At 55.4% G+C, this 25,078-nt stretch carries 18 protein-coding genes and 1 riboswitch; of the genes, 3 read left to right on the top strand and 15 right to left on the bottom strand.

Features of this window, described 5'->3' with window-relative positions:
• Position 1 precedes the first annotated feature (1 nt).
• From rsmA to lptD, 4 genes are read right to left on the bottom strand one after another with little or no spacing between them, the layout of a single operon-like run.
• Positions 2-823 carry a 16S rRNA (adenine(1518)-N(6)/adenine(1519)-N(6))-dimethyltransferase RsmA gene (gene rsmA, locus C1N59_RS16800; RefSeq protein WP_033740232.1) on the bottom strand — a complete coding sequence of 274 codons (822 nt, stop codon included), beginning with the start codon at positions 821-823 and terminating at the stop codon, positions 2-4.
• A complete protein-coding gene (pdxA, locus tag C1N59_RS16795; RefSeq protein WP_054634510.1) occupies positions 816-1,808 on the bottom strand; it encodes a 4-hydroxythreonine-4-phosphate dehydrogenase PdxA in 993 nt (330 codons plus the stop codon). Before pdxA ends, rsmA begins: the two co-directional genes overlap by 8 nt.
• Positions 1,798-3,093, bottom strand: a complete 1,296-nt coding sequence (surA, locus tag C1N59_RS16790) for a peptidylprolyl isomerase SurA (RefSeq protein ID WP_162286070.1) — start codon at positions 3,091-3,093, stop codon at positions 1,798-1,800. The genes pdxA and surA overlap by 11 nt, the downstream gene beginning before the upstream one ends.
• A gap of 54 nt (positions 3,094-3,147) precedes the next feature.
• Positions 3,148-5,520 carry an LPS assembly protein LptD gene (lptD, locus tag C1N59_RS16785; protein ID WP_277285029.1) on the bottom strand — a complete coding sequence of 791 codons (2,373 nt, stop codon included), beginning with the start codon at positions 5,518-5,520 and terminating at the stop codon, positions 3,148-3,150.
• 182 nt (positions 5,521-5,702) lie between these two features.
• Here lptD and djlA point away from each other — a divergent pair, with 182 nt between their 5' ends.
• Positions 5,703-6,515, top strand: a complete 813-nt coding sequence (gene djlA / locus C1N59_RS16780; protein ID WP_006117650.1) for a co-chaperone DjlA — start codon at positions 5,703-5,705, stop codon at positions 6,513-6,515.
• Between the two features lie 55 nt (positions 6,516-6,570).
• Here the strand turns inward: djlA and rluA are convergent, their stop codons facing one another.
• From rluA to polB, 3 genes are all read right to left on the bottom strand, one after another.
• Positions 6,571-7,224 (bottom strand): bifunctional tRNA pseudouridine(32) synthase/23S rRNA pseudouridine(746) synthase RluA, encoded by a 654-nt coding sequence (rluA, locus tag C1N59_RS16775; RefSeq protein WP_394549906.1) that lies wholly within the window; start codon positions 7,222-7,224, stop codon positions 6,571-6,573.
• Between the two features lie 37 nt (positions 7,225-7,261).
• Positions 7,262-10,168 carry an RNA polymerase-associated protein RapA gene (gene rapA / locus C1N59_RS16770; protein WP_394549905.1) on the bottom strand — a complete coding sequence of 969 codons (2,907 nt, stop codon included), beginning with the start codon at positions 10,166-10,168 and terminating at the stop codon, positions 7,262-7,264.
• A gap of 155 nt (positions 10,169-10,323) precedes the next feature.
• On the bottom strand, positions 10,324-12,684 hold the full coding sequence (gene polB / locus C1N59_RS16765) for a DNA polymerase II (protein WP_394549904.1): 2,361 nt from the start codon (positions 12,682-12,684) through the stop codon (positions 10,324-10,326).
• Positions 12,685-12,851: 167 nt separating this feature from the next.
• Between polB and C1N59_RS16760 the strand changes: the two genes are divergently transcribed.
• Positions 12,852-13,616: a DedA family protein gene (locus tag C1N59_RS16760; RefSeq protein ID WP_006117654.1), complete on the top strand. Its 765-nt coding sequence runs from the start codon at positions 12,852-12,854 to the stop codon at positions 13,614-13,616.
• Here C1N59_RS16760 and thiQ read toward each other — a convergent pair.
• The 4 genes from thiQ to sgrR all read right to left on the bottom strand — a co-directional run bounded on the left by thiQ (position 13,613) and on the right by sgrR (position 18,715).
• Entirely contained in the window at positions 13,613-14,314 is a 702-nt protein-coding gene (gene thiQ, locus C1N59_RS16755; RefSeq protein WP_006117655.1) for a thiamine ABC transporter ATP-binding protein ThiQ, read from the bottom strand. The two genes, C1N59_RS16760 and thiQ, sit on opposite strands and share 4 nt — an antisense overlap.
• Positions 14,298-15,908, bottom strand: a complete 1,611-nt coding sequence (thiP, locus tag C1N59_RS16750; RefSeq protein WP_054634506.1) for a thiamine/thiamine pyrophosphate ABC transporter permease ThiP — start codon at positions 15,906-15,908, stop codon at positions 14,298-14,300. Before thiP ends, thiQ begins: the two co-directional genes overlap by 17 nt.
• Entirely contained in the window at positions 15,884-16,870 is a 987-nt protein-coding gene (gene thiB / locus C1N59_RS16745) for a thiamine ABC transporter substrate binding subunit (RefSeq protein WP_054634688.1), read from the bottom strand. The genes thiP and thiB overlap by 25 nt, the downstream gene beginning before the upstream one ends.
• Before the next feature lie 43 nt (positions 16,871-16,913).
• A riboswitch (TPP riboswitch) is annotated at positions 16,914-17,018 on the bottom strand.
• A gap of 35 nt (positions 17,019-17,053) precedes the next feature.
• On the bottom strand, positions 17,054-18,715 hold the full coding sequence (sgrR, locus tag C1N59_RS16740) for an HTH-type transcriptional regulator SgrR (protein ID WP_033740242.1): 1,662 nt from the start codon (positions 18,713-18,715) through the stop codon (positions 17,054-17,056).
• A gap of 253 nt (positions 18,716-18,968) precedes the next feature.
• On the opposite strand from sgrR, the gene C1N59_RS16735 reads away from it, so the two are divergent.
• A complete protein-coding gene (locus tag C1N59_RS16735) occupies positions 18,969-20,147 on the top strand; it encodes an MFS transporter (protein ID WP_033740244.1) in 1,179 nt (392 codons plus the stop codon).
• Positions 20,148-20,220: 73 nt separating this feature from the next.
• Here the strand turns inward: C1N59_RS16735 and leuD are convergent, their stop codons facing one another.
• Genes leuD through leuA form a run of 4 tightly spaced genes read right to left on the bottom strand, consistent with a single transcriptional unit; the run spans position 20,221 to position 24,895 of the window.
• Positions 20,221-20,826, bottom strand: coding sequence for a 3-isopropylmalate dehydratase small subunit (gene leuD / locus C1N59_RS16730; RefSeq protein WP_033740246.1), 606 nt, complete (start codon positions 20,824-20,826; stop codon positions 20,221-20,223).
• Between the two features lie 10 nt (positions 20,827-20,836).
• Positions 20,837-22,234, bottom strand: coding sequence for a 3-isopropylmalate dehydratase large subunit (gene leuC, locus C1N59_RS16725; RefSeq protein ID WP_006117660.1), 1,398 nt, complete (start codon positions 22,232-22,234; stop codon positions 20,837-20,839).
• A gap of 4 nt (positions 22,235-22,238) precedes the next feature.
• A complete protein-coding gene (gene leuB, locus C1N59_RS16720) occupies positions 22,239-23,330 on the bottom strand; it encodes a 3-isopropylmalate dehydrogenase (protein ID WP_006117661.1) in 1,092 nt (363 codons plus the stop codon).
• 2 nt (positions 23,331-23,332) lie between these two features.
• Positions 23,333-24,895, bottom strand: a complete 1,563-nt coding sequence (gene leuA, locus C1N59_RS16715) for a 2-isopropylmalate synthase (RefSeq protein ID WP_394549903.1) — start codon at positions 24,893-24,895, stop codon at positions 23,333-23,335.
• Positions 24,896-25,078 lie beyond the last annotated feature (183 nt).

Below are 25,078 nucleotides of genomic sequence, written 5' to 3'. Positions count from 1 at the left end.
GTTACTCCTGCGGTTTATCCAGATGGTCTGCCAACCAGTTTGCTAACTGACAATATTGCGCAACCGACACGTTTTCTGCACGCAGGCCCGTATCGATCGACAAGTCTTCCAGCGCACCCGCAGTCACCATATGGCTCAGGCTGTTACGCAGCGTTTTACGACGTTGGCCGAACGCTTCCGTGGTAATACGGCTTAAAATACGCACGTCTTTTACCGGATGCGGTGGCGTCATAAAAGGCACCAAACGTACTACCGCTGAATCCACCTTAGGAGGCGGCGTAAAAGCGTGCGGTGGCACTTCCAGCACTGGGATGACCTGGCAGTAATACTGCGCCATGACGCTCAGGCGACCATATGCTTTGCTGCCCGGACCGGCCACCAGGCGATTAACCACTTCTTTCTGCAGCATGAAGTGCATATCTTTAATCGAACCAGTATAGCTGAACAGATGAAACATCAGCGGGGTCGAAATGTTGTAGGGCAGATTACCAAAGACGCGTAGCGGCTGGCCTTTCTCTTTAGCCAGCGCGGCAAAATCAAAGGTCATGGCATCCTGCTGATAAATCGTCAGCTTAGGACCTAAAAACGGATGTGTCTGCAGGCGGGCTGCCAGATCGCGGTCAAGCTCCACAACCGTTAAGCTGTCGAGACGTTCGCCGACCGGTTCTGTCAGGGCACCGAGGCCCGGCCCAATCTCGACTAACGCTTCGTCGCGTTGCGGATGAATGGCGGAGACAATGCTGTCGATAATGTATTGATCGTTCAGGAAGTTCTGCCCGAAACGTTTACGGGCGTAGTGCCCCTGATGGACGCGATTATTCATTACTGCTCTTGATCATAGTGATGGCGAGATTAAGCGCCGTGATAAAGCTGCCCGCGTCAGCCTGACCCAGCCCGGCTAGTTCAAGCGCGGTGCCGTGATCGACTGAGGTACGGATAAACGGCAGGCCGAGGGTAATATTCACCGCGCGACCAAATCCCTGAAATTTGAGGACCGGTAAGCCCTGATCGTGATACATCGCCAGCACCGCATCGGCATGTTGCAGATATTTGGGCTGGAAAAGTGTGTCCGCGGGCAATGGGCCAGTCAGCTGAATACCCTGTTGGCGGAGTTCATTCAGGGCCGGGATAATCGTGTCTATCTCTTCCCGACCCATGTGGCCGCCTTCACCCGCATGAGGATTCAGCCCACAAACAAAAATATGCGGCTGGGCGATCGCGAATTTCTCTTTGAGATCCTGATGCAGGATCGTGATCACTTCATGCAGGCAATCCCGGGTGACGGCGTCAGCGACCGCTTTTAACGGCAGGTGCGTGGTCGCAAGCGCGACGCGTAACTGCTCTGTTGCCAGCATCATGACCACGCGGTGCGCGCCTGCACGCTCGGCAAAGAATTCGGTATGGCCTGTAAACGGTATCCCCGCGTCATTGATCACGCCCTTATGCACAGGGCCGGTAATCAATGCAGCAAACTCACCGGACAAGCAGCCGTCGCAGGCGCGAGCCAGCGTTTCCAGTACATAGTGACCGTTGTCGACACAAAGCGTACCGGGTGTGACGGGCTGCGGGAGTTCAACGGGAAGGACGGTGAGTGTACCGGCCTGCTGGGGCACTGGAGGCTCGGCAGAATCGTAAAGACGAAGGGTCAGAGGCAAACCCAGCAATGCGGCGCGCTGCAGCAAGAGCTGGGGAGACGCACAAACGACCAGCTCAACAGGCCAAGCCTGTTGAGCCAGTTGCACAGCCAGATCGGGACCAATCCCGGCGGGTTCGCCGGGCGTAATCACCACACGACAATCACTGCGCATTGTTATCCAGAATTTTCACGTAAGCCCCTGCACGTTGCTCCTGCATCCAGGTCTGCGCTTCTTCCGCGAACTTGCGGTTGAACAGCATGCGGTAAGCACGCTCTTTCTGGGCTGCATCCGTTTTATCAACCTGACGCGTGTCCAGCAACTGAATCAAATGCCAGCCGAAAGAGGAATGAACGGGCTGGCTCATTTCCCCTTTTTTCAGGCGTAGCAGCGCATCGCGGAACGCCGGGTCAAAGACTTCAGGCGAGGTCCATCCCAGATCGCCGCCCTGGTTAGCCGAGCCCGGATCGTCAGAGAATTGTTTTGCGGCGGCCGCAAAAGTGGTTTTACCGCTGCGGATATCGGCGGCAATTTGTTCCAGCTTCGCGCGGGCCTGATCGTCAGTCATGATCGGTGACGGCTTCAGCAGAATATGGCGTGCATGCACCTCGGTGACAGAGATGTTTTTGCTTTCGCCACGCAAATCGTTCACTTTCAGAATATGGAAGCCCACACCGGAACGAATCGGACCAACGATATCGCCTTTTTTTGCCGTGGCCAGAGCCTGAGCAAACAGCGTCGGCAGCTCTTCAATTTTTGACCAGCCCATATTGCCGCCTTTCAGGGCCTGGGAGTCAGCGGAGTAGGTAACGGCCAGTTTGCCGAAATCAGCACCGCCCTTCAGTTCGCTCACCAGCTGTTTTGCCAGTTTTTCCTGGTCGTCAACCTGCTGTTGTGTCGGGTTTTCAGGCAGCGGCAGAAGAATGGTACTGATATTCATCTCAGTCCCTTGAGTATTCTGCGCACCCACCTGTTTTGCCAGCGTATCCACTTCCTGCGGCAGGATGGTGACGCGACGGCGGACTTCGTTATTACGGACTTCAGAGATCAGCATCTCTTTACGAATCTGCGACCGATACGTGTTGTAGTCCATACCGTCATAGGCCAGACGACTGCGCAGTTGATCGAGGGTCATGTGGTTTTGTGCGGCAATATTCTGAATGGCCTGATCCAACTGCTGATCGCTGATTTGCAAACCGGCTTTATCGCCTAACTGCAGAATGATCGCGTCCATAATCTCACGCTCAAGGATCTGATGGCGTAAGGTTTTATCGTCCGGTAGCTGCTGGCCGGCCTGTTTCGCCTGAGATTTAACGGTGTTCATCATGCTGTCCACGTCACTCTCAAGGACCACGCCGTTATTAACCACAGCTGCAACTTTATCAACCACTTGTGGTGCTGCGAACACGGTGTTGGCACTGATCGCCACACCAAGAATCAGCATTCTCCAGTTCTTCATACTTTATCCATTATTGGTTCCGCACTGCGGGATTGCCTGTCAAACATCACAACATCAGAATGCACGCTGGTAAGGGATGATCCCCTGACTCAGCATCTGGCCAGTGCCCAGGCCATAATTCGAGCTCAGGCCACGTAACTCAATGTTGAATGAGATTTGGTTGTCGTACTTACTGTCGTTGTTTTCCCAACCGTTGATTTTACGTTCATATCCCAGACGAATCGCGTAGCAACACGAGCTGTACTGCAGGCCAACCAGCTGTGATGCCGGGCGATTATTGCGCGTATCGTAGTAATACGCGCCAACCACCGACCAGGCATCATGAATTGGCCAACTTGCCGTGGTGCCAACCTGTGAAATCCCGTTTTTATAAATCGGGTTATTCACCAGTGAGCTGTCGTTAAGCGCAGAAGCAACATACTCCGGGCTGCTGTAACGGTAGCTCAACTGCACCATACGGTCAGCATCACGACGGTATTCCAGCACGGTATTGCCCTGCGCCACGTTATTCAGGCGGGTATCGTATTGCAGCCCGCCACGCACGCCCCAGCGTTCGCTGATCTTCCAGTACGTATCGCCGGCCCAAAGAAGACTGCCGGTATCGTCATCTTTGTTGGTCTGGTTAACGCCTGTACGCGAAGGCGTGAACGAATAGATTTGACCCACAGAAACGTTAAAACGTTCAACCAGATCATTATCATAAATTCGTGTAGTCACACCGGTCGCGACCTGGTTCGCTGAGGCGATGCGATCCAGACCGCTGTAAGAGCGATCGCGGAACAGGCCGGTGTAGTCCGTTTGCAGCAGCGTGGAGTCGTAAGGATAGATGTCGCTCTGGTCCCGATACGGGATATACAGGTACTGAACCCTTGGCTCCAGCGTTTGGGTGTAACCCTGCGCCCAGTCCATATCACGATCAAATACCATGCGCCCATCGACTTTAAACTGCGGTAATGTGCGGTTGACGGAGTCTTTCAGGACACCGCTGGTAGTGCTGGTGGGGGCAAAGTTAGCGTTGTAGTAATCAACATCTTTTTGCTGATAGTGCGTGGCCAGAAATTTGGCTTCAGTATCCAGGCTGGCCCAGCTGTTTGATAACGGCAGATCGAGCGTAGGTTCAACATGTAAACGCGTGGTTTCGGGGAAACTGCTGTTCACGTTAGTAAACTTCACGGCCTGGGCATAGATGCGGGTGTCAAACGGGCCGACATCATTCTGGTACCAGTTCAGGTCCAGTTGCGGAAAGGCACGATAGACATTGCTGTTACTGGTATTACCAAAAATCTGGAAATCTTTGGTCGACAGGGTTGCGTCCCAATTAGTATCCGCATAACCGACGCTAAATTTCTGTGAGGCATAGCCGTCAGTCGAGCTGTAATAAGGCGACGTCAGATCGTTGAAGTAATACTGATCGCTGACCTTGGTATAGTCGGCGTTAAAGCGCCAGTGCTGGTCATATACACCGGCATGACGCCAGTAAAATAACCAGCGGTCTGAACTGTCGCTTTGGGCTATGCCGCGCGCTGCTTTTTCATTGTCGTACTGCTTATCCGACGCCAGGTAATCAAATTCGACCAGACCTGCGCCCGCTTCTGTGAGGTAACGGAATTCGTTCTGCAATTGCAGACCACGTTTACTCATATAGTGCGGCGTAATGGTGGCATCGGCCTGAGGCGCGATGTTCCAGTAGTAAGGCAGAATAAACTCGAAACCATTATTGCTGCCGTATTTGGCATTAGGGATCAGGAAGCCTGAGCGGCGACGGTCGCCCAGCGGCAACTGCAGATACGGGCTGTAGAATACCGGGACGGAACCGAGTTTAAAGCGCGCATTCCAAATCTCTGCCACTTCTTCCTGGCGATCCTGAATGATTTCGGACCCCGCCACGCTCCAGCTGTTACTGCCGGGCAGACAGGACGTGAAGGTGCCGTTTTCCATGATGGTGTAACGGTTTTGTCCACGCAGCTTCATTTGATCGCCCGTACCCCGCCCCTGGCGGCCGACCATCTGATAATCACCGTCCCAGACGTTAGTATCTTTGGTGTTAAGATTCGACCAGGCTTTCGGACCTTTCAGGATGACCTGATTATCGTCGTAGTGCACATTACCTAGCGCATCGACGGTCCGGACGGGCGTCGTCTGACCTTCTGGCTGGCGTTGGTGAAGTTGCACCTCATCAGCCAGCATGCGGCTGTTGCCCTGGCTGACGTCTACATCACCTTTGAAAATGGCATCATCAGGATAGTTGCCTTTCACGGAATCCGAGTGAATAGTAACGGGCAACTGATTGGGATCGCCGTTGACCAGAGGGCGATTATAACTCGGCACGCCTAACATACACTGCGACATTAAATCGTCGGCGAAGGCTTGCTGGCTAATGGCTGCGCCGATCAGGGTGGCCAGCAGAGTAGGTATACGTTTTTTCATACGCGGTATCGAGAATTCCATGAAAACTGGCATCATGCCGACAATCGGGTCAGAGACTAACGCACTGCCTGGCGTTGCGCCAGTGTTAATCCTTTTCTGTCCGCGCTGCCGTTAGGCGCTGAGATAAATGACAGGTATGATAATGCAATTTTCAGCCGTAAGCATGGCGAATTGAGGAGTTTATGCGCTACTGGGGAAAAGTTATAGGTCTGGTGCTGGGATTATTGTCTGGCGCGGGCTTTTGGGGAATTGTAATCGGCCTGATCATTGGGCATGGATTTGACAAGGTTCGCGGCGCACAAAGCAAGGCGTACTTTTCAAACACCCAGACCCGACAGTCACTGTTTTTCAGCACCACGTTTCAGGTGATGGGGCATTTAACCAAATCGAAAGGGCGCGTAACGGAAGCGGACATCCAGATTGCGTCTCTGTTTATGGACCGCATGCAGCTTCACGGTGAGGCGCGTACTGCCGCACAACGTGCTTTTCGTGAGGGCAAACAGGGCGAATATCCGTTGCGGACCAAACTGCGCGAATTACGCAGTGCCTGCTTTGGTCGTTTTGACCTGATTCGGATGTTTCTGGAAATTCAGATTCAGGCCGCGTTTGCCGACGGCACACTGCATCCCAACGAACGTCAGGTCCTGTACGTGATTGGTGAAGAGTTGGGCATTTCACACAGCCAGTTCGATCAGTTTCTGCGCATGATGGAAGGCGGCCAGCAGTTTGGCGGCGGCCGCAGTTATTCTCAAGGTGGTTTCCAGCAGGCACAACGCGGTCCTACGCTGGACGATGCCTGTAATGTGCTGGGCGTGAAAAGCAGTGATGATGCCACTACCATCAAGCGAGCCTATCGCAAACTGATGAGTGAGCACCATCCCGATAAGCTGGTGGCAAAAGGGTTACCGCCAGAAATGATGGAAATGGCCAAACAGAAAGCGCAGGACATTCAGTCGGCTTACGATCTGATTCGCAAAGAAAAAGGCTTTAAGTAAGCGGCGTGCGCCCCGGTGATTCATCCGCGGGGCGCGCGAGTCATAAACGGGCCGGTCAGAAATCGGCGGGCTGCTTGAAGGTCATCGCACTGCCAAAAGCAGGATGCGTGATGGTCAGCGATTCGGCATGCAGCAGAAGCCGGCTTGCCATTGCCCTGGCTTCCGGGTGAGCATAAAACCCGTCCCCAAGTATCGGATGGCCCAGCGCCAGCATATGCACGCGCAACTGGTGCGAACGGCCGGTAATGGGCTTCAACGTGACGCGTGCGCTGTTATCGTCCCGATATTCCACCACCTGATACTCGGTTTGTGCCGACTTACCCGTCTCAAAACACACTTTCTGTTTTGGCCGGTTGGGCCAGTCACAAATCAAGGGCAAATCCACCAGGCCTTTTTCCTCTGCCGGATGTCCCCAGACCTGAGCGACATAGGTTTTGGCGGGTTCGCGCTCGCGAAACTGACGTTTTAGTTCACGCTCAGCGGCTTTCGTCAGTGCGACGACAATCACGCCGCTGGTGGCCATATCCAGCCGATGCACCGATTCGGCTTCAGGATAATCCCGCTGGATCCGCGTCATCACGCTGTCTTTGTGCGTCTCAAGTCGACCCGGCACGGAAAGCAGGCCGCTGGGCTTATTCACCACCATGATGTGCGCATCCTGATAGAGAATGTGCAGCCAGGGCTCAAGCGGCGGATTATAGGGTTCCATACATTATTCCAAAAAAGAGGGCCTTGCGGCCCTGAACTTACTGATGCGTAACCACAATCAGACGCAGCGCATCCAGGCGCCAGGTGGCTTCATCCAGACTTTCCAGCACCTGCTCGCGATTGCTTTCCAGCGCGTCAACTTCATCGTCACGAATATTGGGGTTGACGGCTTTCAGGGCTTCCAGACGCGATAACTCGGCCCCCAGCTTTTCACTCGCTTCGCGCCGTGCCGTATCGATTATGGCACGTGCTTCGCTGACGACTTCTTTTTCCGCCAGGGTAAGAATAGCGTGAACATCCTGCTGAACGGCGTTCACCAGCTTACTGCCTGTATGGCGGTTGACCGCATTCAACTGACGGTTGAAGCTCTCGAACTCCACTTTACCTGCCAGGTTGGTGCCCTTGCGATCTAACAGCAAACGCACAGGCGTTGGCGGCAGGAAACGGGTTAACTGCAGATGCTTAGGTGCCTGAGATTCCACCACGTAAATCAGTTCTACCAGCAGCGTGCCGACAGGCAATGCCTTATTCTTCAGTAGCGACAGCGCACAACTGCCTGTGTCGCCCGACAGGATCAGATCCAGGCCGTTACGGATCAGCGGATGTTCCCAGGTAATAAACTGGGTATCTTCACGCGACAGGGCCTGATCGCGGTTGAACGTGATGGTGCAACCGTCTTCAGGTAAGCCCGGGAAATCCGGGACTAACATATGATCTGACGGCGTCAGCACAATCAGGTTATCGCTACGATCTTCCTGATTGATGCCCACGATATCAAACAGATTCAGGGCAAAGTTGACCAGCTCGGTGTCGTTATCCTGCTCGGCAATGGTATTCGCCAGCATCTGCGCGGCGTCGCCGCCGTTCGAGTTCAGCTCCAGTAACCGATCCCGACCTTGTTCAAGCTGAGATTTCAGCGCGTCATGCTGTTTACGGCAGGCGTCGATAAAGTCATCAAAGCCTTCACTGTTTTCCGGCGCAGCCAGATAATTAATCAGTTCAGCGTGCACGCTGTCATAGAGGGTTCTGCCGGTCGGACAGGTGTGCTCAAAGGCATCCAGCCCTTCGTGATACCAGCGCAGCAGGACCGCCTGAGCGGTTTTTTCCAGCCATGGCACCAGAATCTGAATGTCATGCGCCTGACCGATACGATCCAGACGACCGATGCGCTGCTCCAGCAGATCCGGGTTAAACGGCAGATCGAACATAACCAGGCGGCTGGCGAACTGGAAGTTACGGCCTTCAGAGCCGATTTCTGAACACAGCAGAACCTGTGCGCCGTTTTCTTCTGAGGCAAACCAGGCCGCAGCCCGATCGCGTTCAATAATCGACAGCCCTTCGTGGAACACGGCGGCACGGATACCTTCACGCTCGCGTAATACCTGCTCCAGTTGCAGAGCGGTTGCGGCCTGCGCGCAAATCACCAGCACCTTCTCTTTACGGTTGCTGGTCAGATAGCCCATAAGCCATTCTACACGTGGATCGAAGTTCCACCAGGTGCCGGTGTCGCCTTCAAACTCTTGATAAATCTGCTCCGGATAGAGCAGGTCGCGCGCGCGTTCTTCGGCGCTTTTACGCGCGCCCATGATGCTGGAAACTTTGATGGCCGTCTGGTACTGAGCCGGCAACGGCAGGCGAATGGTATGCAATTCCCGTTTCGGGAAGCCCTTCACGCCGTTACGGGTGTTACGGAACAACACGCGGCTGGTGCCGTGGCGATCCATCAGCATGGAAATGAGTTCCTGGCGCGCCTCTTGTTTGCCCTCGCGGTCACTGTTGGCGACCTGTAGCAGCGGTTCGATATCCTGCTCGCCAACCAGCTCATTGATCATATTCATCTCGTCTTGCGAGATGGGATTATCCGCCAGCAGGGAGGTGACCGCATCGGCAATCGGACGGAAATGCTGTTGCTCTTCGATGAAGGCGGCGAAGTCGTGAAAACGCTCGGGATCGAGCAGGCGCAGGCGTGCGAAGTGGCTTTCCATGCCCAGTTGTTCTGGCGTGGCGGTCAGTAGCAGGACGCCTGGTGTGTTTTCGGCGAGCTTTTCAATGACCTGATATTCACGACTTGGCTCACCTTCAGACCAGGCCAGGTGATGCGCTTCATCGACCACCAGGAGATCCCAGTCCGCGTCGGCCAGCTTATCAAGACGCAGCTTATTGCGACGAACAAAGTCCAGCGAACAGATAATCAGTTGTTCCGTGTCGAAGGCATTGTCGCTGTCGTGCTGGGCTTCGGCGTAACGATCGTCATCGAACAGCGCAAAGCGCAGGTTGAAGCGGCGCAGCATTTCAACCAGCCACTGATGTTGCAGCGTTTCTGGTACCACAATCAGTACGCGCTCAGCGCGGCCAGCCAACAGCTGCTGCTGAATGATCATACCGGCTTCGATGGTTTTACCCAGACCCACTTCATCCGCCAGCAGAACGCGCGGTGCATGGCGACGGCCCACATCATGGGCGATATGCAACTGGTGGGGAATCAGGTTGGTACGCATCCCACGCAGGCCACTGACGGGCAGGCGGTACTGTTCACTTTGATATTTACGCGCACGAAAACGCAGGGCGAAGCGATCCATGCGATCGAGCTGGCCAGCGAACAGACGATCCTGGGGCTTGCTGAACACCAGTTTGCTGTCGAGCATGACTTCACGCAGCATCACGTTGGTTTCTTCAGTATCCAGGCGCGTACCGATATAGGTTATCAGGTCATTGTCATTACGGACTTCATCCACCCGCATTTGCCAGCCCTCATGGCTGGTCACGGTATCGCCCGGGTTAAAAATCACGCGGGTGACGGGCGAGTCGCTGCGAGCGTAGAGGCGATTTTCCCCTGTGGCCGGGAAGAGCAGCGTGATCATGCGAGTATCGATCGCCACCACGGTACCTAATCCCAGTTCACTTTCTGTATCACTAATCCAACGCTGACCTAATGTAAAAACCATATAATTTTTGCTCGAATTTTTAACGTTTTTGAAGGTGTTCCCCATTCTCAGGCAATAGCATGTCAACCAGGCAAAAGGGGCCTGGTGCGTATGTCAGAGCAGTGAGTTTTGAGGAAGGGCGTTATGGTACTGGATGGCAGGGCATTCGTCACCTGTCAAAAAAGCCCCAGTTGCCCGGTAATCAGTGTAGCAAAGTCACCCTCGACGAAAGGCAAAATGCCTTCGGCAACAGGTTGCAGCTGTTTCGTAACGTAGTGATCGTAGTCGAGCGGCGTGGTCCGGGCTTCAACGGGTTCGGGGCCGCCCGTCGCTATCACATAGCGAATGCGGCCACCGGTCTGATATTGCAGCGGCCGACCCAGTTTACGGTTGTGTTCATCCGCCAGACGGGCGGCGCGCACGTGAGGCGGCACATTGCGTTCATACTCCTTCAGCGGACGACGCAGGCGTTTCTTATAAATGAGCTGATCGTCCAGTTCGCCCGCCAGCAGCTGTGTTACGGTCGTGCGGACGTACTCTTCCCAGGGCTGACGATGAAATATCCGGCTGTAGAGTTCCTGCTGAAACTGCTGCGCCAGTGGCGTCCAGTCGGTCCGGACGGACTCCAGCCCTTTAAACACCATACGTCCACTGTCGCCTTCACGAATTAATCCCGCGTAGCGTTTCTTACTGCCCTGTTCGGCACCGCGAATGGTTGGCATCAGGAAACGGCAAAAGTGATTTTCATATTCCAGTTCGAGTGCGCTTGTCAGGCCATATTGCTGCTGGAGATGTTCACGCCACCAGTCATTGACCTTCGCGGCCAGTGCGCGGCCTGTTGCTTCCGCCTCGGCTTCATCCCGGGCGGACTTGAGCCAGACAAAGGTAGAATCCGTATCGCCATAGATCACATCATAGCCTTCGGCTTCAATCAGCTCGCGGGTTTGCTGCATGATGGCATGACCGCGCAGCGTAATCGACGAGGCCAGGCGAGGATCAAAAAAGCGGCAGGCGCTGGTGCCCAGCACGCCATAAAACGCATTCATAATGATTTTCAGGGCCTGCGACAGGGGCTTATTGCCCTGTTTTTTCGCGGTTTCGCGTCCCTGCCAAATCTGTTCCACAATCGCGGGCAGGCAATGCGTTTCGCGTGAGAAGCGCGCCTCACGAAAGCCGGGCACCGAATCCGCATCCGTTGGGTGCGCCAGCCCTTCGATGAGGCCGACGGGATCGATCAGAAAGGTGCGGATAATCGAGGGATAAAGACTTTTGTAATCCAGCACCAATACGGAATCATACAGGCCTGGCCGGGAATCCATCACATAGCCGCCGGGGCTGGCTTCCGGCGCAACATCGCCGAGATTGGGGGCGACAAAACCGACCCGATGCATGCGGGGAATATACAGATGGCTGAAGGCCGCCACAGAGCCGCCGTGGCGATCGACCGCCAGCCCGTTAACAGCGGCGCGCTCCAGCAAAAACGGCATGATTTCGGTTTTATGGAAGATGCGTGTGACCAGCTCGCAGTCCTTCAGGTTATAGCGTGCCAGCGCCGGTTTATCGTTGGCAAAACGCCAGTTGATCTCTTCCATGCGCTGCCACGGGTTATCGATAGCTTTGCCTTCGCCGAGCAGTTGTTGTGAAACCGACTCCAGACTAAAAGAGGGGAAATCCCAGAAGGCGGATTTCAGCGCATCAATACCGTCAATGATCAGCCGACCTGGCGCCTGGGCAAAAAACACGCCGGGTTTAAAACCGTGCTCACGCCATTCCAGTACAGCCTGCTGGCGGCCCAGGCGTAACGGAATGCCATAGCGGTCGGCATGTTTCTGCAGAACGCGCAGGTCAAACTGCACCACGTTCCAGCCGATCACCACATCGGGGTCGTGGTCGGCAAACCAGCGATTGAGCGCCTCCAGCAGTTGAGGGCGGGTTTCCAGGTAAATGAGTTCGAAATCCAGTGCGCTGGCATCGCCGTTAGGCGGTCCCAGCATGTAAACCTGACGCTGGCCGCAGCCTTCAAGGCCAATGCAGTAAAGCTCACCATGCTGGGTGGTTTCGATATCCAGTGAGACCCATTTCAGCGGTGGGCGGTAGTCAGGATGCGGTTTGAGCCGGGCGTTAACCAGCGCATCGCCCTGCGCGTCACCATCGAACCACACGGGCGCGGTGATAAACCGTTCCATCAGATAGCGTTCAGGTGGACGAATATCGGATTCGTAAAGGGGAATGCCGTTTTCGCGCAGTTTCTTTTCAATCCACTGAAGCTGGCGATGCTGGCGGCAGTAAAGGCCAAATACCGGCCGGCGGCGAAAATCGGTTAACTGGAGAGGCTGCATGCGCACCTGGCGCTCGTCCTGTAGCAGCGTTTCGACCTGCGCCTGGTACTCGCAGGGAATAAACGTCACCGATTCCTGCACGGGCAGCACGACGCGCTGAGCACCGTCATCGGTGGCCAGCCAGAGCGTAATTTCGGTGCCTTGCGGCGTATCGCGCCAGTGACGGCTCAGCAGAAACCCTGCGCGGGGCTTATTCACGTATTCTCCAGGCTGATAGCGAATCGGGCATGCGGTTAAAAAGTATAACATGGATATTTATACAGTGTCTCCCGGTGCGTTTTGTCAATATTGGCCTACAATTCTTGCCTTGACGCTGTGATGTCTGCTCTGGACAATCCAGCCTTCTGCTTTTTCTGAGGATTGATATGGAAGCCTGGGTTCAACACCTGATTACACAGTCGCTGGAGTGGGCGCTGTTTGCCGTGGCGCTGGTGACGTTTCTGGAGTCACTGGCGTTTGTGGGGCTGCTGCTCCCCGGCACCGTGATGATGGCGAGCCTTGGCGCGCTGGTGGGCAGTGGGCAGATCGGTTTGTATCCCGCCTGGGCCGCTGGCTTCGTCGGTTGTCTGCTTGGCGACTGGGTTTCTTACGGGATTGGCTGGAAATTTCAGGGGCCGCTTCATCGCTGGAAATACCTGCAAAAATACAAAGGGCTGCTGGATAAAACCGAACATGCGCTGTATCAGCACAGCATGTTTACCATTCTGGTCGGCCGTTTTGTGGGACCCACTCGCCCGCTGATCCCGCTGGCGGCAGGTATGCTGGAATTGCCGGTACGCAAGTTTCTGCCCCCCAATCTGATCGGCTGTATTTTATGGCCCCCGCTTTATCTGTTGCCGGGGATTCTGGCAGGCGTGGCGATTGATGTCCCGAAAGAAGCCCAGGGCGGTCACTTTATCTGGCTGCTGGTTGCCGTTGCCCTTGTGGTGTGGCTGGGATGCTGGCTGTGCTGGCGCTGGTGGCGCGGTGAAAAGACCCGCGACTGGGCCACCGCGTATTTGCCGCCTGAACGACTGCGCTGGCTTGCGCCACTGGGCCTGGTCGTGGCCGTTGCGGCCTTCGTCGGTATTCAGTTTCACCCGATGATGCCAGTTTTCCGCCACCTGCTGTGGCAGGTCTTTATCGGTTAACGACGTGGGATGCCGAGTACATCGGCTTCCCGCACGTCCCCTGACAGCAGCCGGTCTGTTGCGCCATCCCAGTAAACCCGTCCATCTACCACCACCACGCTGCGTGGCGCAATCTGCTGCGCATCTTCAAGACTGTGCGACACCATAAGTAATGTGATTTCACGGGCTTCGCAGACGGTACGCACCAGGTTGAGCATCTCGCCACGCAGTGCCGGATCAAGCGCCGAGAAAGGTTCATCCAGCAGTAATACCGGCCGCTCGCGCAGCAGGCAGCGTGCCAGCGCTACGCGCTGACGTTGTCCACCTGAGAGCTGGCCTGGCAGGCGCGACAGCATCTCACTGAGCCCGACCTGCTGTGCAATGGTGGCTACCTGCTGACGCTGGTCCGCAGTCAGCCTGAGCCCGGGATGTAAGCCCAGCCCCAGATTCTGTTCCACGCTGAGATGCGGAAACAGGTTGTTTTCCTGAAACAGCATCGATACCGGGCGCTGAGCGGGCACGCTGTGGGTATGATCGACGCCATCCATTATCAGACTGCCCTGGCTGACGGGCAGAAAGCCGGCAATCAGATTTAACAACGTACTCTTACCCGCGCCGCTTGGACCAAGAATCGCCAGCCGTTCGCCGCGCCCGGCGTGAAGGGAAAAACGCATCGGCAAATGCTGATACAGGTAAGTCAGATTATTCAGTGTCAGCATGGCGACCCGGTAATTTTTCCATCAGAGTAAACAGAGACAGGCAGAGCACCAGCAACAGTAATGCGGTAACGGCTCCGTCGGCCCCACGATAGGCACCAATCTGCTGATAGAGGTAGAACGGCAGCGTACGGAAATCGGCGTTACCGAACAGCGCCACGACGCCAAAGTCTCCAATTGACAGTACGCAGGCAAACGCCAGCGCCTGTGCCAGTGGCCGCTTCAGTGCACGGAGTTCTATCAGCGTCAGGCGGTTCCATCCGCTGATCCCTAATGCGCCGCACAGGTGGTTGTAGCGTTCTGCGATATCCCGCATCGGGTTTTCCAGCACTTTCAGGGCATAGGGAATGGCGATCAGTGCATTGGCGAACATCACTACGCCATCCGCCGCATCGGGCAGCCCTGTAGTGGCATTCAGCAGCAGGAAAAAGCCGGTTGCCAGCACGATACCCGGCATGGCCAGAATCAGCATGCCGCTGGTGTCCATAAATTGTGCGGCAAGTTTACGCTGGCGCAGGCGCAGTTCGCGGCTGCTCCAGAGCAGCATGGTCGTCAGTAACACGCACAGCACGCCAGCGCCCAGGGCGATGCGCAGTGAGGTGAATGTTGCCTGCCACAACGCCGGTTGTTGCAAGGCGCCGCGCAGTCCGCCGTCCAGGCCATTAATAATCACTGCGATCAGGGGCGGTAGCAGTAACAGCAAGGCTAAACCGATGAGAGCAATGTCACTGATGCGCGCCAGCACGGAATCCTGCGGATCGCGCCAGCCCTGGCGCTGCGTGTTGCCAGCGGGAATGGCGTGACTGAAGCGCTGACTGAGAAGCACCAATACCAGGCAGCAGCAAAGCTGAATCAACGCCAGGAGTGCGGCGCGTCCCGGATCGTAGTCGTAACTTAAAGCCTGAAAAATGGCCAGTTCGATAGTGGTGGCCCGCGGCCCGCCACCCAGTGAAAGAACCGTGGCAAAACTGGCGAAGCAGAGCATGAAAATCAACGCACCGGTAGGCAGTAACTGGCGACGTAGCCACGGCCATTCAAGGAGCCGAAAGTGATGCCAGCCACGGATATTCAGCTGTGCAGCAAGCTGACGCTGTTCGGCCGGAATGCTTTCCAGCGCCTGCAGCATCAGGCGCGTGGCCAGCGGCAGGTTGAAAAAAACATGGGCCAGTAAAATGCCCTGAAGCCCGTAAGGCGAGAAGTGATAGTCCACGCCAAACCAGGCGCAAAGCCGGGCCAGCCAGCCCACCCGACCATAGACAGTGAGCAGACCAAATACCGCGACCAGCACCGGCAAGACCAGCGTCATGGCGCACAGGCGTAATAATCCCTGACGGCCAGGAAAACGGCGTCGATAGAGAGCCCGGGACAGCGGAATGGCCGGCAGCAAAGAGAGCAGGGCGGAGAGCAGCGCCTGCGTAAATGAAAAGCCAATCACATGATGCAGATAGGTATCCTGCAGAACCGCACGCCAGTCGGTCGCCGGGGCCGCCATCCACAGTGCAGCAAAAGCTGACAACGCCACGCTGCAAAGCAGCAACGTGGCGAGTGAACCCGGAATCAGCCAGAAGGGGATCAGCGACTCACGGCGCGTTGCCATTGGCTGACCCATTGTGAACGGTGGCTGGCGACGGCTTCAGGCGAAAACTGTAATGCCGTCTTCGGCACGCTGAGTGAAGCAAAGCCTGCAGGCAGGTCGGTTTTGATCACCGGGTACATCCAGTTGCCGGTTGGAATCGTATTCTGGAAAGCGGGCGTGACCATGAACTGCATAAACTGCTCTGCCAGTTTTGGTTGTTTGCTGTTAGCCAGGCGGGCTGCCACTTCCACCTGCAGATAGTTGCCTTCGGCAAACGGTGCCGCGGCATAGTTATCTTTCTTCTCTTCAATAATGTGATAAGCCGGCGACGTGGTATAGCTCAACACCAGATCGCTCTCGCCTTTCAGAAACAGACCGTAGGCTTCACTCCACCCTTTGGTCACCGTGACGGTTTTCTTTGCCAGCTTTTGCCAGGCTTCAGGCGCCTTGTCTCCGTAGACTTTTTGCATCCACAGCAGCAGGCCAAGGCCCGGCGTGCTGGTGCGGGGATCTTCATAAATCACGCGCCATTTTTCGGGGCTTTCGACCAGTTCTTTGAGGCTCTTTGGTGGGTTTTTCAGCGTGTTTTTGTTATAGACGAACGCGAAGTAGCCGTAATCGAAGGGCACAAAGGTGGTGTCCTTCCAGCCGCCGGGAACCTGCAATTTACCGGTATCAACGTCGCTTTTGGCAAACAGCCCGGTTTGTTGCGCGGCCTGCAGGAGGTTGTTATCCAGCCCTAAGACCACATCGGCCTTGCTGTTCTTGCCTTCCAGACGGACGCGATTCAGCAGCGAAACCCCGTCTTCCAGGGCCACATATTTCAGTTCGCAACCGCACTGGGCTTCAAAGGCTTTTTTAACGGCCGGACCCGGTCCCCAGTCAGCGGAAAACGAATCATAGGTGTAAACCGTCAGGACAGGTTTGGCCGCGAAGACCGGGGCAGAGAGTAACAGCAGCACGGGCAGGACGTTTTTTAACACTTTGCGCTCCTATAGCGGCAGGGTTGAGTCGCAAAGGATCTGAGCAAAGTTGCCTCTCAAATCCCTACGTCGGCATTAACCGATTCAGGTTCGACGGGTATATCTCAGCGCTCTGGCATGATGGAAAGAGGCACCCCGTTGAGAACGTCACATTCTAGTCATTTAATGCCCGCCGGGAAAGGATCACAGCGTGGGCGGTGCAAACCAGGCGGATTTAAAGTCAAACCACCCCAGCGTATTCATCCGTACTCCGCGCATACTGCGCTGGCCTTCCAGCAGCAGCCAGTGATGAAACAACGGATGAAGCCAGTTGCTTTCAACCAGCTGTTTCGCCCATTCAGCAAGGGGGAGCGTTTTCTCACGCCAGCGCGCAGCATCCTGCTGCCAGTTCACCGGCAGGCAGTGCTGCAACAACGGGACTTCGTATAACAGCGCAAACAGAGAATAGTCCAGGGGCAGGGTAAAGTTGACGCTGCCGAGCCAGATATCGCTTTCACCTGTGCCCTGATGCCAGGATTCATAACTGACCTCACGCACGTCCAGCGTCACGTCGTGTTGCGCCAGTAGTGGACGCAAGGCATCGGTGATACTGACGTGCTCAATGTGCTGGTTATAAACGGTCAGCGTCAGGTGTGTCAGGCCTGCGGGTTTTTCTACCGGTGTCAAATCACGCCGGTGGTGCCAGCGGGGCAGCAGGCCGTAAGCAGGAAACCAGTAACGCTGGTAGCCCAGATCCGCATTGTTCAGTAAGGCGATGGGGTTAAGCAGGAAGCTAAGCCAGCGTCGAATGCCCGGTTCGCCTGCCTTCGCGGAGCGCTGGTCAAACAGTAAAAAGTAGCAGCCCTCTTCAAGCCGACTCTCTTCCTGTTTCTCATCGGCCTGTTCGCCCTGCAGGCGAACACCGGCATAAACCACTTCGTCACTGATCTCGGGCAGCACCCATACCGACACGTCATCGATCAAGGCGCGATAGCCAAAGTAGTCGTCGAAGGCTTCGATCTTCAGCTGACTTTGCTGATTGCGGATGACCCGATAGGGCCCTGTCCCTATGGGCTGACGGGCAAAATCGCGCATATCGGGCCACTCGCGCGGCAGAATCATGGCGCTGACGCTGCCCAACAGCCAGGGTAGCCAGCTGTCGGGCTGATCTAAATAGATATCCAGCGTCCAGGGGGCAGGGGAGTCAAGTCGCTGAAGATGGCAAAACAGCGGATGCTGGCGCAGGCGCTCAAGGCTGGCAATCACATCGTCCATGTCGAGTTCCCGGCCATGATGGAAACGGATAGCCGGACGTAAATAAAAGCGCCAGTGTCGATCCGAATGTTGCTGCCAGTGATGAGCGATATCGGCTTCGATTTCCCCTTTTTCCTCATTTATGCGTGTCAGACCGCTAAAAATCTGACGAGCGATATGGGTTTCTGACCGACGCAGGGGCGATCCAGGCAGCAGATTGAGCAGAGGGCGATAGTAGAGGACGCGCAGAATATGTTTTCCCTGCCGGAAACTGCGGCCCAGATGCGCGCTGATCATCTGTCTGACCTGATCTTTATCGCCGACAAGCTGCACCAGTTGATCAATACGATCCTGTTCCAGCAGGTCTTCAGCGCGCTGCTGCTGCAAGGTTAGTCCGGTGTAGCAGAAGGTGAGCACGGATCGCTTGCCCCGTCCGGCCTCCGCCTGCCAGGTGAGCCAGCCGGCTTCCTGCATCCTGTTAAGCAGGTTCCGCATATGGCGACGTGAACAGTGCAGGGCGTCGGCCAGCTCACCCAGGGTGGTTTCCTGCGATTGCCCCTGACAGCTCTGCCACAGACGAATGAACTGCTGCTTCAGACGTGATGACGACATAAAAGAGGAACTCCCTCTGAAACCTGCTCTGTTTTTCCTGCCCTATTTTAGAGGCAAACTTTCTCGCATTGGAAGAGCGGGAGGCATTCAGCGATGGATGGCGCTCTGACATGGACGGCAGCGATGCCCGTCCCTTCTGAGTAGTGTGCTACGATTTTGCCAGCAGAGTTATTCTGCTGGTTTTTTTTACGTTGCAGGTTATGGTCGGGGGACACGCTTCCCGTTTCTATTGTTGTTCTGTCAGGGATAAGGCATGAAATCTTTGTTAGCATTCTCGCGCCGTTTCAATCCGGTGTTTTTCGCTTTTATGGTGACCGCCTTTATCCTCGGCGTAGCGGGCGCGCTTCAGGCACCGACGCTGAGCCTGTTTTTATCGCGAGAAGTGCAGGTGCCGCCGCTGTGGGTTGGGCTGTTTTTTACCCTCAATGCCGTTGCCGGGATTGTGGTGAGCATGATGATCGCAAAACGTTCTGACCGGGTCGGCGATCGCCGCAATATCATCTTGCTGTGCTGCATGCTGGCATTGGCAAACGCGCTCCTGTTCGCCTTTACCCGCCATTATCTGACGCTGATAACGCTGGGCGTACTGCTGTCGTCGCTGGCGAATGTCGCCATGCCGCAGCTTTTTGCCCTGGCGCGTGAATATGCCGACAGTGCTTCGCGCGAAGTGGTGATGTTCAGCTCTGTCATGCGTGCTCAGGTCTCGCTGGCCTGGGTGATTGGCCCGCCATTGTCATTTGCGCTGGCGCTGAATTTTGGCTTTGTCACGTTGTTCAGCGTGGCCGCCGGGCTGTTTTTTCTCTGTTTTCTGCTGATCTGGTTCACGGTGCCCTCGGTGCCGCGCACCGCGTCCCTGATGCAGTCAGGCGGAATTCCGCTGAGTGGCTGGCGTATTCGTGATGTGCGTATTTTGTTTGCCGCATCGACGCTGATGTGGACCTGCAACACCATGTATATCATCGACATGCCGTTATGGATCAGTACGGATCTGGGCTTACCTGAAAATCTGGCCGGAATCTTAATGGGCACGGCTGCCGGGCTGGAGATCCCGGTCATGATCGTGGCGGGCTTTTACGCCAAACGATGGGGCAAGCGGAATATGATGGCCGCCGCCGTGGCTGCTGCCGTCGTGTTCTACAGCGGCCTTATCCTGTTTCACAGCCATCTGGCGCTGCTGATCCTGCAGGTGTTTAACGCCCTGTTTATCGGCGTGGTCGCAGGCATTGGCATGTTGTGGTTTCAGGATCTGATGCCTGGACGGGCGGGCGCGGCCACCACCCTGTTTACTAACAGCATTTCGACCGGGATTATCCTGGCGGGGCTATGTCAGGGTGCGCTGGTTGAACATTTTGGGCACGGCAGTGTGTACTGGGTGATTGCAGCGATTTCGCTGGTTACGTTGGTGATGATCAGAAGAGTCAAAGAGGCGTGATCCGCGCCTGTGAGATGCGCAGGGCAAAAAAAAAGCCCGGTCAGCAGACCGGGCCGTACGGTGATAACGAAGCTTAGCGCATAAAGGCGGGCTGGTTATTTTCGTAAGCTGAAATCGCGCTTTCGTGCTGCAGCGTCAGGCCGATGCTGTCCAGTCCATTCAGCATGCAGTGGCGACGGAAATCATCAATCTTAAAGCTGTAGGTCTTGTCGCCGGCTTTAACCACCTGCGCTTCCAGATCCACTTCGAAGCGGATGCCCGGACGGGCTTTTACCAGGGTAAACAATTCGTCTACCTGCTCCTCAGTCAACGTGACCGGCAGCAGTTGGTTATTAAAGCTGTTGCCATAAAAAATATCGGCAAAGCTCGGCGCGATGACGACTTTAAAACCGTAATCGGTCAGTGCCCATGGCGCATGCTCACGTGACGAACCACAGCCAAAGTTTTCACGTGCCAGCAGGATGGATGCCCCTTTGTACTCCGGGAAGTTGAGCACGAAATCCGGATTAGGCTCCAGGCCGTGATCGTCCAGGAAACGCCAGTCGTTAAACAGATGCGCACCGAAACCAACACGCGTCACTTTCTGCAAAAACTGCTTTGGAATGATGGCGTCGGTGTCGACGTTAGCGGCATCCAGTGGCACCACCAAACCCGTATGTTGCGTAAATTTTTCTGCCATGATGGCGTCCTTATGTCAGGCTGCGAATATCAGCGAAATGGCCATTAACGGCAGCAGCAGCGGCCATCGCCGGGCTGACCAAATGTGTCCGTCCGCCACGGCCCTGGCGGCCTTCGAAGTTACGGTTACTGGTTGAAGCACAACGCTCGCCGGGATTCAGGCGGTCGTTATTCATCGCCAGACACATGGAGCAGCCAGGCAGGCGCCATTCAAATCCGGCCTCAATAAAGATCTTATCCAGCCCTTCGGCTTCGGCCTGGGCTTTAACCGGGCCTGAACCTGGCACCACCAGAGCCTGAACGCCCGGCGCAACTTTACGCCCTTTGGCAATCGCGGCGGCGGCGCGCAGATCTTCAATGCGCGAGTTAGTGCAGGAACCAATAAAGACTTTATCGATGCTGACGTCGGTCAGTTTGATACCGGGTTGCAGGTTCATATAAGCCAGCGCCTTCTCTGCGGATGCCCGCTCCACGGGATCCGCAAACGAGGCCGGGTCGGGAATCTGCGCATCCACCGCGATAACCTGCCCAGGGTTCGTTCCCCAGGTAACCTGCGGGGCGATCTCTTCTGCACGCAGCGTCACGACGCGGTCAAATTTCGCGTCCGGATCGGATTTCAGCGTGCGCCAGTATTCAACGGCCTGCGCCCATTTCTCACCTTCCGGTGAAAACTGACGTCCTTTCAGGTAGGCGAAGGTGGTTTCATCGGGGGCCACCAGACCGGCTTTTGCGCCCATCTCGATAGCCATGTTACACAGCGTCATGCGGCCTTCCATGCTCAGCGCTTCGATCGCGGAACCACAGAATTCGACAACATGGCCGGTACCGCCCGCGCTGCCGGTTTTGCCGATAATGGCCAGCACGATATCTTTCGCCGTAATGCCCGGCGCAACCGTACCTGTCACTTCAATCTTCATGGTTTTAGCACGGCCCTGTTTCAGGGTTTGAGTGGCAAAAACGTGCTCGACTTCAGAGGTACCGATACCGAAGGCCAGCGAGCCAAAAGCGCCGTGTGTAGCCGTGTGCGAGTCACCGCAGACAATGGTCATGCCCGGTAAGGTCATGCCTTGTTCCGGACCGATGACGTGCACGATGCCCTGGAACGGGTGATTCAGGTCATATAACTGCACGCCAAATTCCGCACAGTTCTTGATCAGCTCCTGCATCTGAATACGGGCCATTTCACCCGAGGCATGAATATCTTTGGTCTGGGTAGAAACGTTGTGATCCATGGTGGCGAAGGTTTTCGACGGCTGGCGCACTTTACGACCGTGCGCCCGCAAGCCATCAAACGCCTGCGGTGAGGTCACCTCATGAATCAGGTGACGGTCAATATAGAGCAGCGGCGTTTCATTCGGCGCTTCGTGAACGACATGTGCATCAAATAACTTCTGGTATAAAGTTTTCATTTTATTATTTTTCCTCGGCGACAAAGCGAGCAATGATGCTGCCCATCTCATCGGTGCTAATCGCAGGGCCATCACCGGCTAAATCTTTGGTGCGGTAACCTTCGGCTAACGCACGGCTGATGGCGCGTTCAATACTGGCAGCGGCCTCATCGGCGTTCAGGCTGTAGCGCAGCAGCAGTGACAGCGACAAAATCTGAGCAATCGGGTTGGCAATGTTCTGCCCGGCGATATCCGGTGCGGAGCCGCCAGCCGGTTCGTAGAGGCCAAAGCCGTCTTCGCTCAGGCTGGCTGAGGGCAGCATGCCCATAGAACCGGTGATCATCGCGCACTCGTCTGACAGAATGTCGCCAAACAGGTTTGAGCACAGCAGCACGTCGAACTGAGAAGGATCTTTAATCAGCTGCATGGTGGCATTGTCGATGTACATATGGCTCAACTGCACATCGGGATAATCTTTCGCGATCTCGTTGACGATCTCGCGCCACATGACCGAGGTTTGCAGTACGTTGGCTTTATCCACGGAGGTCACTTTGTTGCGGCGCTTGCGGGCGGACTCGAAAGCCTGACGTGCAATACGTTCGATTTCAAAGCGATGGTAGACTTCGGTATCAAACGCGCGTTCATGCGGACCGCTGCCTTCACGTCCTTTCGGCTGACCAAAATAGATGCCGCCGGTCAGTTCACGGACACACAGAATGTCGAAACCGCGTGCCGCGATATCGCTGCGCAGTGGACAAAACGCTTCGAGACCGCTGTACAGCGCCGCCGGGCGCAGGTTACTGAACAGTTTAAAATGCTTACGCAGGGGAAGCAGCGCGCCACGTTCGGGCTGGGAAGCCGGGGGCAGGTGCTCCCATTTTGGCCCGCCCACGGAACCGAACAGAATCGCATTAGCCTGCTCACAACCGGCTACAGTGGCCGGGGGGAGCGGTTCACCATGGCGGTCAATGGCGATGCCGCCCACATCGTATTCGCTGGTGGTAATACGCAGATTAAAGCGCTGACGAACGGCATCTAATACCTTTATAGCCTGCGCCATCACTTCCGGGCCGATACCGTCGCCCGCCAGTACTGCGATATGTGAAGAGTTTGACATGATTACACCGTTTCCTTCTGATCTTTAGACTTGCGCTGTAACTCTTTCTCGACCTGTTTGGCTCGCCAGATGTTGTTTAAGGCGTTCACCATCGCTTTGGCAGACGATTCGACGATATCTGTTGCCAGGCCAACGCCGTGGAATTTGCGGTTGTTGTAGCTCACCACAATATCGACCTGGCCCAGGGCATTTTCGCCGTGGCCTTTTGCCGTCAGCTTGTAATTAACCAGCTCGGCATTGAACTGGGTAATTCGGTTAATGGCCTGATAAACCGCATCAACCGGACCGTTCCCGGTCGCCGCTTCTGATTTCGTCTGTTCGCCACAGCCCAGATTAACCGACGCGGTCGCCGTAATACTGGAGCCTGACTGCACAGTGAAATCATTCAGTTGGAAAAATTCAGGCTCTTCGTTTTGTTTGTCGATGAAAGCCAGCGCTTCCAGGTCGTAGTCAAAAACCTGACCTTTCTTGTCCGCCAGTTTCAGGAAAGCGTCATACAGGGAATCCAGATTGTATTCGCTCTCTGTGTAGCCCATCTCTTCCATGCGATGTTTTACCGCTGCACGACCGGAACGGGATGTCAGATTAAGCTGAATTTTATGCAGGCCAATGGATTCTGGCGTCAGGATTTCATAGTTTTCACGATTCTTAATCACGCCGTCCTGATGAATGCCCGACGAGTGGGCAAACGCGTTCGATCCGACAACCGCTTTGTTGGCCGGAATCGGCATATTGCAGATCTGGCTAATCATCTGGCTGGTACGATAAATTTCATGATGGTGAATGTTAGTATGGACATTCATGATCTGCTGGCGGGTTTTAATCGCCATGATCAATTCTTCCAGCGCACAGTTACCGGCACGTTCGCCCAGGCCGTTCAATGTCCCTTCCACCTGACGCGCCCCGGCCTGCACCGCTGCAATCGCATTACCGGTGGCCATGCCTAAATCGTCGTGTGTGTGCACAGACAGAATCGCTTTGTCGATATTCGGTACGCGATTGATTAACTGGCTGATAATGTTGGCGTATTCATTCGGCAGGGTATAGCCAACGGTATCAGGGATATTGATGGTGGTTGCGCCCGCATTTATGGCGGCTTCGACCATGCGGCACAGGTCGTCAATGGGCGTACGACCACCGTCTTCACAGGAGAATTCAACATCGTCCGTATAGTTACGGGCTCGTTTTACCATGCGCACCGCCCGCTCAATTACCTCGGGTAAGGTGCTGCGCAGTTTCGTGGCGATATGCATCGGCGAGGTGGCAATAAAGGTATGGATGCGGAAGGCCTCGGCAACCCGCAATGATTCGTAGGCGGCATCAATGTCCTGCTCAACACAGCGCGCCAGGCCGCAAACCCGACTGTTTTTAATAGTACGCGCAATGGTTTGTACGGATTCAAAATCACCTGGTGACGAGACGGGGAAGCCGACTTCCATCACATCAACGCCCATACGTTCCAGCGCTAACGCAATCTGCAGTTTTTCTTTCACACTCAGGCTGGCCTGTAAGGCCTGTTCACCATCACGCAGAGTGGTATCGAAAATAATAACTTGCTGGCTCATCGTGTTCATCCTTTTGCGTTTCTTGCCTTGCAACGAGCATAAAAAAACCCGCGACAGGCGCGGGTTTTTAACTTTTAGCAGGTTCGAATCAGTGTTTGATTTCGCCCACAAGTCTACCGCGCAGAGAATTTGCGAGAAGTAGTAGACCTGATAGACGAAAAGAACGTGACATGTTTCAAACCC

The organism is Pantoea sp. SGAir0183 (assembly GCF_043545505.1).
The sequence above is the reverse complement of the archived record's forward strand: the minus strand, read 5'-3'. Positions and strand labels throughout refer to the sequence as shown.